General features: G+C 67.6%; 9 protein-coding genes. 5 read left to right on the top strand and 4 right to left on the bottom strand.

The window, feature by feature from the left end; genetic code table 11:
- From AAF430_26505 to AAF430_26495, 3 genes are all read left to right on the top strand, one after another.
- Nucleotides 1-1,288, top strand: a 1,288-nt coding sequence (locus tag AAF430_26505; protein ID MEM7413808.1) for a CmcJ/NvfI family oxidoreductase, incomplete at its 5' end; no start/stop codon positions are given.
- Nucleotides 1,289-1,317: 29 nt separating this feature from the next.
- On the top strand, nucleotides 1,318-1,839 hold the full coding sequence (locus tag AAF430_26500; GenBank protein ID MEM7413807.1) for a hypothetical protein: 522 nt from the start codon (nucleotides 1,318-1,320) through the stop codon (nucleotides 1,837-1,839).
- A gap of 62 nt (nucleotides 1,840-1,901) precedes the next feature.
- The gene (locus tag AAF430_26495) at nucleotides 1,902-2,714 is read left to right on the top strand and encodes a TauD/TfdA family dioxygenase (GenBank protein ID MEM7413806.1); all 813 of its coding nucleotides are present in this window, start codon (nucleotides 1,902-1,904) and stop codon (nucleotides 2,712-2,714) included.
- Between the two features lie 13 nt (nucleotides 2,715-2,727).
- On the opposite strand, the gene AAF430_26490 is transcribed toward AAF430_26495, so the two are convergent.
- From AAF430_26490 to AAF430_26475, 4 genes are all read right to left on the bottom strand, one after another.
- Entirely contained in the window at nucleotides 2,728-3,681 is a 954-nt protein-coding gene (locus AAF430_26490) for a DnaJ domain-containing protein (GenBank protein ID MEM7413805.1), read from the bottom strand.
- 138 nt (nucleotides 3,682-3,819) lie between these two features.
- Nucleotides 3,820-5,034 (bottom strand): cytochrome P450, encoded by a 1,215-nt coding sequence (locus tag AAF430_26485; protein MEM7413804.1) that lies wholly within the window; start codon nucleotides 5,032-5,034, stop codon nucleotides 3,820-3,822.
- A 36-nt stretch (nucleotides 5,035-5,070) separates the two neighbouring features.
- The gene (locus AAF430_26480; GenBank protein MEM7413803.1) at nucleotides 5,071-5,640 is read right to left on the bottom strand and encodes a helix-turn-helix domain-containing protein; all 570 of its coding nucleotides are present in this window, start codon (nucleotides 5,638-5,640) and stop codon (nucleotides 5,071-5,073) included.
- A 166-nt stretch (nucleotides 5,641-5,806) separates the two neighbouring features.
- Nucleotides 5,807-6,226 carry a nitroreductase/quinone reductase family protein gene (locus AAF430_26475; GenBank protein MEM7413802.1) on the bottom strand — a complete coding sequence of 140 codons (420 nt, stop codon included), beginning with the start codon at nucleotides 6,224-6,226 and terminating at the stop codon, nucleotides 5,807-5,809.
- A 438-nt stretch (nucleotides 6,227-6,664) separates the two neighbouring features.
- Here AAF430_26475 and AAF430_26470 point away from each other — a divergent pair, with 438 nt between their 5' ends.
- Entirely contained in the window at nucleotides 6,665-8,293 is a 1,629-nt protein-coding gene (locus AAF430_26470) for a SulP family inorganic anion transporter (GenBank protein MEM7413801.1), read from the top strand.
- Nucleotides 8,294-8,296: 3 nt separating this feature from the next.
- A partial coding sequence (locus AAF430_26465) for a putative inorganic carbon transporter subunit DabA (protein MEM7413800.1) occupies nucleotides 8,297-10,206 on the top strand: 1,910 nt, incomplete at its 3' end.

The raw sequence follows: 10,206 nt of genomic DNA, 5'->3' as shown, positions 1-10,206 counted from the left end.
TGAAGAGCACAATATACACAGAGAGGGGAACGGGGGATCAAACCAACAGACAAACAGAGCCCGCCCCCGCGCCTGGGTTCCGTCGCTCCAGCGAACCGACGGCCAACCCCTGCCCATCGCCGCGAACGAGGGCCTCTCCTACGCGGCCTTCGACCGCGACGGAGATGCGGGAACGACCGCCGCGACCCAGGACGCGCTCGACGCCGCCACGTCCGGAGGCTCCGTGAAGCTGCGCGAGTGGATCGAGAGCGCGCCGCCCGGCCCGATCGAAACCCAGTGGGGCCTGGGGTTCCGGCGCTTCAGCGAGTGCCTGCAGCACATCCAGGACGCAGGCCTCGAGGCACCCGAGGGCGGGCTCGTCGTCCCGCTCCGCTATTCGATCAAGGAGGCGCCGTCCTACTCGATCGTCTCCTCGAACGCGCTCTGGCAGGATCCCGGCCGCAAGGCCGAAGCCGCCGCGCTGCGTCGGGACGAGCTCGACGGTTTCCGCTGCTGCCTCTACTTCCCCCAGGTGCTTCGCGACGCGCGACGCATCGAAGAGTACCACCGGGGTCTCTCCCCCTACACGCCCGAGTGCATGGACAAGCTGGGCGTCTCGCTGGCCCATCTCGAGTCGAAGTGCACGAACTTCTACGACGCGGCCGAGGTCGAGCGGGTCTACTACCCCGAGATCGAACGGCTGCTGCTCGACTTCTTCCCCGGCGCCACCGACGCGATCGTCTACAACCACGATGTCTTCGACAAGGACTACGAGGGCGACCGCACGGAGGACCAGGCCGCGAAGAACCCGGGGGTGAACGCGGCCTACGCCAACGTCGTCCACAACGACCTGAACGACAACAGCGGTCGCGTGCGGTGCCGCGAGCTGTTGACCCACAACCTGCGCAACTTCGGGCGAACGCTCGACTACACCGAAGCGGAAGCCGACGCGAAGATGTCGCGCCGCTTCATGTCGATCAACCTCGCGAAGCCGATGGAGACGGTCCGCCAGAACCCGTTCGTGCTGTGCGCCTGGCCTTCGTTCGCCGACCAGCCCTACATCAACAACTACCGCGTCTACGACGATCGCGTGGGCGAGACCACCTACTTCACGCGACGCGCCGAGCACGAGTGGTACTGGGTCCCGAACCAGACACCGACCGAGGTGTCGATGCTCAAGTGCTACGACTCGGTCACCGACGGCGCGGTCTCTCGCTGGTCGTTCCACTCGTCGAGTATCGACCCGACGGCGCCCAGCGACGCGCCGTGCCGCAAGAATCTCGTGGTGCGCTCCTACGTTTTCTACTAGCGCCGCGCCGGAAGCAAGAAGGAGTTCGCATGCAACGGGTACTCAAGATCCTCGGCGGGCTGGTCGGCGTCGTGGTCCTCGGCGTCGTCGCGCTGTTCATCGGAGCGCGCTTCGCGGACGGCCCGCTCGAGATCATCGCCGGCGGCCCCTTCACCAGCGGCGACGTGCACAGCGGCGTCGAACCGGACTGGGCTTTCCTCAAGGATCGGCCGACGGTCGAGTTCCAGCTGTTCGAGCCGGCCCAGTCGCGTACCACGTTCGTGCTCGTCCACGACGGTCGGCTGTTCATTCCTTCGGGCTACATGAACAGCTGGTACGGCCGACTCTGGAAGCACTGGCCGTATCACGCCGAGCAGGACGCCCGGGCGCGCCTGCGCGTGGACGGCCAGATCTACGAGCGGACCCTGGTTCGCCTGACCGAAGGTCCCGACCTCGAACCGATCCTCGCCGAGCTCTCCCGCAAGTACGCGGGTGGCGCGGACATCGGAACGAGCGTCGTCGACTCGGGTGATCTCTGGCTCTTCGAGCTGGCGCCGCGCCAGGGCGGCTGATCGCCCGCACGCGAAGGATCGCGTCGGGTAGGCTGTCGGGGAACCCGCCAGCCGAGGTCGTCATGCCCTTCGAGATCCGTCCCCTCACCGCCGCGATCGGCGCCGAGATCCTCGGGGTCGACCTCCGCTCCCTCGACGACGCGGGCCTTGCCGAGCTGCGGAAGCTCTGGCTCGACTACAAGGTGCTCTTCTTCCGCGACCAGGATCTGACGATCGAGGAGCACATCGCGTTCGGCCGCCGCTTCGGCGAGCTCGAACGCCACCCCTTCGCGCCCGACCTCCCGGAGCACCCGGAGATCGTCCACATCGTGTCGACGAAGGAGCAGCCCTACGCCGCCAACATGTGGCACAGCGACGTGACGTGGCGGAAGGCGCCCTCCCTCGGCTCGATTCTGCGCGGGCGTGTGATCCCCCCGGTCGGTGGAGACACCTGCTTCGCGAATGCGGTGCTCGCCTACGAGCGTCTCCAGCCCGAATGGAAGCAGCGCATCGAGGGGCTGACCGCCTCCCACGACTACATGCGGGTCTTCGGCCGTCGGGTCCCACCCGAGAAGCAGGCAGCGATGCGCGAGAAGTATCCGGTGGTCCACCACCCCGTGGTCCGCACCCACCCGGAGACGGGCGAGAAGGGGATCTACACCAACGGCAGCTTCGTGACTCACGTGGACGACGTCGCGCCCGAAGAGAGCCAGGCCATCCTCGACCATCTCGAACGGGCCATCATGAGCCCGAACGTCCAGTGCCGCTTCCGCTGGGAGAAGGACTCCATCGCGATGTGGGACAACCGCTGTACCCAGCACTTCGCGACCAACGACTTCTGGCCGGAAGAGCGGCGGATGGAGCGCGTCACGATCGTCGGCGACGTGCCCCGCTGATTTCCGCCGGGGTTCAGGCCCGGGTGGAAACGAAGCTCCCGCTGGCCTGCTCGAAACTCACCGCGACGAAGCGCACGCCTGCGTCATGCGAGAACCAGCCCGGGTGCCGATGGGCGACCTCGCCGACGGCGCGGAAGCCTCGGCCGTCGATCTTGATCACTTCGCCCACGTCGAAGGCGGTAGCGGAAGAGAAACGCAGCCCGGTGGGCGAGAGATCCATGAGCCTCGCCGCCTGGGCGGGACCCGGCCAATAGCGATAGAGCGCGAGCGCCCCCCGCTTTCCGATGCGGGCCACCGCGCGACGCGCCTGGGCGACGAGTTCCTCGAGGGGCGGTGCGAGCGGCCCGCGGCACTCGCGACAATCCGAACCCTGCGCGCGCTCCGCCGCACCAGCCGGGGTCTTGCAGAAGGCGCAGTAGTCCTTGATCCGCGGCACGTATCCCGGTGCCCCGTGACCGGTGTCGACGCGATCCTGGCCCACCGGTCTCGCCAACTGCGCGTCGTAGAGTCGGCGACGCTCCGGATCACGGAGCGTCGTGAAGGCCTCGTCGAGAATCGCGAAGTCGCCGCCCTCCCGGAGCGCGACCTGGCGCAGCGCGGCATGGCTCGCTTCGATGACCGCGAGCGGCGCCTCTCGCTGCACCTGGAGCACGCGGTAGTAGTTGCGACGGTTCCCGGTCGCGCGACGCGTCGAGGTCCGTGCGCGGCGCGCTTCGGGGCGCCCTTCCCCGAGCGCCGCCAAGTCGTACTGCTCGAGGAGCTCCTCGTCGTACGCCGCACGCCGCGCCGGATTCGACAGGGTCGCGTAAGCCTCGGAGATCTGAGCGGCGTCCCAGTGCTCGCCGCCGAGATCGGGGTGCATGCGCAGCTTCTGCATCATCGCCCGGTAGTTCGACCGGATGACGTCCGGCGGCGCGTCGGGCTGCAGATGCAGGATGCGATAGAAGTTTCGGCGCTCGGAACGCATGGGGGGTGCCCCACTTGTCGGCGTTTCCCCACAGCGCCTTGATCCACCGGAGCCGAACGTCCAGGGAATCCTGGGTCCCCACTCCGTCTTTTCACGTACCCGGCGAGACCTGCGGGCCTTCGCAGCGCGCAGCCGGGACTAGTCGAGCCGGTAGCGGATCTGCATGTGCTTGATGCCCCCCACCGTCGCGAATGCCAGCCGTTCGGGCGGGGAGACCAGCTCGACGTGCTCGAGCCGACGCAAGAGATGGCGGAACAGCGTCCGCATCTCGAGCCGAGCGACGTGCGTACCGATGCAGAAGTGCTCGCCGATGCCGAACGCGAGATGCGGGTTGGGATTGCGCGTGATGTCGAACTCGTTGGGACGATCGAAGACCGCTTCGTCTCGATTCGCCGACGGGTAGAAGAGGACCATGGGCTCGCCGGCCCGGATCTTCTTGCCCCCCAGCTCGAAATCCTCCTTGGACGTGCGACAAAAGTGGATCACGGGCGAGAGGAAGCGCAGGGCCTCCTCGACGAACGAGTCCAGGAGCTCGGGTTTCGCGCGCAGGCGCTCGAACTGCTCGGGGTGCTGGAGCAACAGGTGGAGCGCGCCCGAGATCGCATTGCGTGTCGTCTCGTTGCCCGCAGCGAGGATCAAGTTGTAGTAGCTGAGCAGGTCGAAGTCGTTCAGCGGCTCGCCGTCGACCTCGGCATGGACCAGTAGCGACACCAGATCGTCCCGCGGATCCCCTCGCCGCTGGTCGGACAGCTCCTTGAAGAAGCCGGCCATGCGCATGATCGCCTCGACGCGTACCTCTTCGGGCGGCCGTCCCTGGTTGAACTCCGGATCCCCGGCGCCCACGGCCGCGTTGGTCCAGTCGTAGAGATCCCGCCAGCGATCCGTCGGGACGCCGAGCATCTCGGCGATGACCCAGATCGGGATGGGTGCGGCGATCGACTCGACGAAGTCGGTCTCGCGGATCTCACCGTGGGTCGCGGCTGCGTCGAGAATCCGGTTCGTGATTCCGTCCACTTCGTCGACGATTCGCTTGAGCGCTCGGGGGGTGAACCGGTTGCTCACGAGGCCACGCATCTGTCGGTGTTCGGGCGGGTCCATCACGATCAGGGTCCGGACGATCTGACCCGGGTCGGCCCCCCCTGGCTCCATGATCATGCGCGGCTGGTTCACGAAGCGATCCGGGTTCTTCGAGAGGTGGACCACGTCGGCGTGCTTCGTGATTGCCCAATAGGGCGGACCGTCCCAATCCTCGACACGGTGGACCGGGTCTTCCCGACGGAGCTGCTCCCAGGTCTCGTGGGGGTAGCCGTGCGCCGCATAGGCGGCAGGGACGAGCAGATCTTTGTCGTGCATCGGGAGCTCCTCTGGCTCGGACGGCTGGAGAAACGCTCAGGCGAGGCCCGCGAGATGCTCGCGGAAGAACTCCCGAACACTGCCTTCGTCGTCGATGTTCAGGTTCGCGGGCGCGAGCGCGAAGGTGAGGCTGATGCGCGCAATCCACTCGGAGGTGCGGCCGGCATCGAGTTCGGCGCGAATCTCGCCCCGCTCCTGGGCCATCGCGACGAGCGGTCGAAAGACGTCGCACAGGCTTCGGATGTGCTCGCCGGCGTGGGTCACGAGGAGCGCGCCCTCCTCGAGCGGGCTGAAGAATCCGATCCACGGTGTGATCGAGCGGTCCACTCTCGATCGGCGGATCCGCGTGGCGATGGCGGCCGCCTGGAGATGAAGCCCGTCGATGGAGGCCGCCACGTCGGTCAGCACTTCCACCATCTGCTCGGCGATCCGGGCTTCCGCGGCTTCGAGCAGGCCCTGTTTCGTTCCGAAGTGCTTGTGGATCGTCGCCCTGCCGACGCCCGCGTGACGGGCGACTTCGCGCACGTTCAGCTTCTCCGAGCCGAAGGCGGTCATGTACTCGATCGCCGTATCCACGATGCGGAGCTTCAGCGCGGAGAGTCCCATGGACACATTATGTATTTGTGTCTATACGCTGTCCAGCCCCAGCCTGGCCGACGGCACACTGCCCCGCCCGGCCCTATCTGAGTTTGGGACGTGAAATTGGGCGGCAGACCCCGGCGGACCGAGCCGCCGGCCCGCGGCGGGAATCTGGCCCCTGGGAGCTAGGGAGCTAAGGAGCCTCGACCGGCTCGAGGCGCAGGAAGCGCTGGGGCGCGAACCCGACCAGGATCTTGAACACGATCCCATTGCCGATCTCGGCCGCCACCCGCGCGTGCTCTTCGTCGTCGACGGGGACGGCCATGTAGTCGGCGGTCTTGCCGTCCATCGTCACCTGAACCCGCGGGTTCTCGAGCGCGTTGTGGTACCAGGCGCGCGGCCAGTGGTTCACCGAGGCGTAGTGCTGGCCCCCGGCGAAGTCCCGCCCGAGCACGCGATCGCTCGAGACGCCATCGGCATCGGTCGTGGTGATGACGATCGTGTCTCCGGTCTCGGGCTGCACGACGCCGAGCATCGTCTCGAAGGCGATGACGAACCCGACGTAGGCGAGCAGAACGATTCCGACTCGCTTCGCGACGCGTGAAAGCTCCATGGCATCCCTCCCGAGCGGCACCCGGCCGCACTCCGCCCTTCTATCACGAGTGGGCACGGGCTGGCTCCCGCGAGCGCGGCACGACCCGCCGCCCGATCCGCGATTGATGGTTTTCACCCACATATCGAGCGCGTGCGAGGTCGCCCTGGCGGCCGGAAGCGTGAGGGGTCCGAGGTCGCCGCGACCCGCATCGCCCGGATTCCTGGGGAGAGGATTCCTGGGGAAAGAGTTTGAGGGCGGCGCCCCGCCGTGTGCCCATCCCGGCCCGGCGGTCCGACCACCTGGCACATCCGAGGGCTGCGGACCCCGTGGCCGCGCTGGCGCGTCGCGGAACGTGCGGCCCGCGCAGCCGGAAGCCGCCGAAGAGCCTGGCACCGAACGCAATTCTGGTGCAAAAACAACGTCTCCGGACCCCGCACCCCAACAAGGGAGGGCCATGTGAACCCTGAGAACTCCGATGTCCCCGTCGGAACGCTCGGAGGCCTGAAGCAGAACTTCAGAGCCGACATGCTGTCGGGCTTCCTGGTCTTCCTGATCGCGCTTCCGCTGTGTCTCGCGATCTCCCTGGCCTGCGGCTATCCCGCGATCGCGGGCGTCTTCACCGCCATCATCGGCGGCGTCCTGTCGGCCTTCCTCAGCAACTCGGAGCTCACCATCAAGGGCCCAGCCGCCGGGCTCATCGTGGTGGCGCTGGGTTGCGTCACCGAGTTCGGGTTCACCGGGGGCGCGGATCCCAGTGCGGATCTCCAGGCGTACCGGCTCGCGCTGGGCGTCGGCGTCGCGGCCGGCGCCATCCAGATCCTCTTCGGTGTGTTCCGGTTGGGCGTCCTCGGCGAGTTCTTTCCCACCGCCGTCGTGCACGGCCTGCTCGCTTCGATCGGGTTCCTCGTGATGTCGAGCCAGATCCCGATCGCGCTCGGCGTCCAGGCGTCGGGCTCCCCGCTCGAGCGGATCGCCGCCATTCCCAGTTACTTCGTGGACATGAATCCGGCGATCGCGCTGATCGGCGGTATCAGCCTCGTGATCATGTTCGGCTTCCAGCTTCTCCAGAACCCGAAGCTCAAGATCATTCCCGCGCCGATGCTCGTCCTCTTGATCGCGGTTCCGCTCGGCCTGTTCTTCGGCGTCGGCACCGAGCAGGCCTACTCCTTCCGAGGCACCGAGCACCCGCTCGGACCGCGCTTCCTCGTGGCCGTCCCGAGCAACATGTTCTCCGCCTTCACGTTCCCCGACTTCTCGGGCGTCCTGTCGAGCGTAGGCATCAAGTACATCGTGATGTTCTCCCTGATCGGGAGCGTCGAGTCGCTGTTGAGCGCGAAGGCCATCGATCAGATCGATCCGTGGCGCCGGAAGACCGACTTCGACAAGGACCTTCTCGCCGTCGGTGTCGGCAACACGGCCGCCGCGTTCATCGGTGGGCTGCCGATGATCTCCGAGATCGTCCGGAGCAAGGCGAACATCGACAACGGGGCCCGCACGCGCTTCGCCAACATGTTCCACGGGCTGTTCCTGCTCGCCTTCGTCGCGCTCGTGCCGGGCCTCATCAACCAGATCCCGCTGGCCGCGTTGGCAGCCATGCTGGTGTTCACGGGCTTCCGGCTGGCGTCGCCGCAGGAATTCATTCACATGTACAAGGTCGGGTCGGCGCAACTCGTCGTCTTCGTCTCGACCATCGTGGGTGTGCTCGCCACGGACCTGCTGGTCGGCATCGGCATCGGCATCGTGGTCAAGGCCGTCATGAACGTCCTGAACGGGACGCCGGCCTTCTCGCTCTTCCGGCCGAGTCTCGCAACCGAGAGCGGCGCCGAGGAGGCGACCATCCAGGTCGACGGATCCGCCGTGTTCAGCACCTGGATCGCGTTGCGCAAACGGATCGTCGGAGAATCCGCCGCTAGAGTCGTCGTCGACATGTCGAATGCCCAATTCGTGGACCACACAGTCATGTCGGGACTCTCCACGCTCCAGACGGAGTTCGGCGAGAACGACCGCGAACTCGTGATCGCCGGACTCGAAGGGCACCGCGCCCTCTCCGAGCATCCCCTGGCGGCCCGCAGGAAGTCCGGCTGACCGATGGCGACGACCGCGCTGCAGACCCAGATCGAGGAGGCCGCCGAGCCGGTCTCACAGTTCTGGCCGATGAAGGGGTTCGTCTCCCACAACCCGCTCCAGGGCCTCGAACACCTGCCCTTCGACGAAGCCTTCCAGCAGGCGAAGCACCTGTTCGGCGCCGAAGGCTATCTCCCTCTGCACGAGTACCGGGAGCTGCACCAGGCCGGACGCATCAGCGCGCGCAGTATCGACCAGGCCCTCGCGCGACTCGTGGCCGACTCGGGGGAGTCGGTCTCCCTGGCGTCGCGGACGATCGCGGCCGCCGAGGTGCGGCGGGCGCACCTCCTCCACGGGATCGACCCCCTGGAACCCGCCCTCTTCGATTGGCAGGTCACGAGCTGTGACGCCCTCTCCGTGGCACGGGCGGGCGCCCCCGCGACCGCTGATGTCGGCGGGCTCTGGCAGGCCGCGCTCTCGGTGCTCGGCCTCGTCGATCCCTCGGCGGGATCCTCCGAGCCCGAAGACCTCGACGCGGGGGACGACGCGGCCCACGGCACGGCCGCCGCGGAGCTCCCGTTCCGTCGCGCACTCAGCGACTGGATCGACGCGACGACGGGTGCGTCCGTCGTCGCCCAAATCGACTCCCAGGTCATCAAGTGGGTCTCGTCGTTCGTGGACGAAGGCATGGCTGGCTGGGAGATGCCTTCGAAGCGCGACGGGTTCTACGCCGCCTGGCGGGAGCTCGCCCAGCACGACGCGAGCGGTCGGCTGCTCGGGATCGGGCGATTCGCCGAGAAGGTCGCGGCCCTGCCCGACGACGCGGAAGCCGCCGTCCGAGCCAGCCTCGAGGCACTGGAGATCCCGGAGGCCCGCTGGCCCGACTACCTCGCCCGCGTGCTCGGGCAACTCCCGGGCTGGACGGGACTGGTGCGCTGGCGCGCCCTGAACCCGGAAGACCCGATCCAGAAGTCCAACCCCATCGACGTGGTGCAGTACCTCGCCGTTCGGCTGTTCTACGAAGTGGAGCTCGTCGTGGTCGAAGCGGGTCGCCAATGGGCCGTCGCCGGAACCCTGCCGGCGATCGCGAGCGAGGTCGCAGCACGCGCAGGCAGCGAGTCGCCGCACGCCCACGTCGGCGCCAACAAGCGCAGCGTTTGTCGGGACGCGTGGCGCCTCTTCCACCTCGGTCAGCTCCTCGATCTCTCCGCGGACGACCTGCGTGCGATGCCCCGAGCAGACGCCCAGACCGTCCTGGGTTGGCTCGATGCCTTTCACGCCGAGGAGCACAACCCGGTCTGGCTGGAGGCCTACGAGGACTCCTTCCGCCACACGCTGCTCTCGAAGATCGCCGAGCACCGGGCTTCGGGCCCCGAGGTCGATGGCCGCCCGCTGGCGCAGGCCGCCTTCTGCATCGACGTGCGCTCGGAGCCCTTCCGCCGCCACTTCGAAGACACGGGCGCCTTCGAGACGTTCGGCTACGCGGGGTTCTTCGGCATCCCGATCGACCACCGCAACTTCGACACCGAGGAGTCGTTCCCCCTGTGTCCGGTCTTGCTGACGCCCTCGAACGCCCTCCTCGAGCTGCCCCGCGCGGGTCAGGAGGAAGCCCTCGAGAGCTACGCATCGGGGTCGCGCTGGAAGAGGTTCGGCGAGCACCTCCTCCACGACCTGAAACACAACCCCGTCGCGGCCTTCCTGCTGGTCGACGTCCTCGGGCCGTTCTTCAGCGCGGCGTTGCTCGGCAAGACCCTCTTCCGGCGCCCCTGGGATGCCCTGGTGCGCACGGTCCGCGGGTGGTTCGCCACGCCGGTGGTGACCGAAATCCCGGTCGCGTCCGCCACCGACGACGGACCCCACGTCGGCGGACTCCCGGTCGAGCTGGCGCGCGGCTTCTCGATCGAGCAGCAGGCGAGCTTCGTGGAGGGCGGCCT

It is taken from the genome of Myxococcota bacterium (genome assembly GCA_039030075.1).
Classification (GTDB): domain Bacteria; phylum Myxococcota_A; class UBA9160; order UBA9160; family SMWR01; genus JAHEJV01.
Note: the sequence above shows the minus strand (reverse complement) of the source record. Positions and strands in the feature narration are given on the sequence as shown.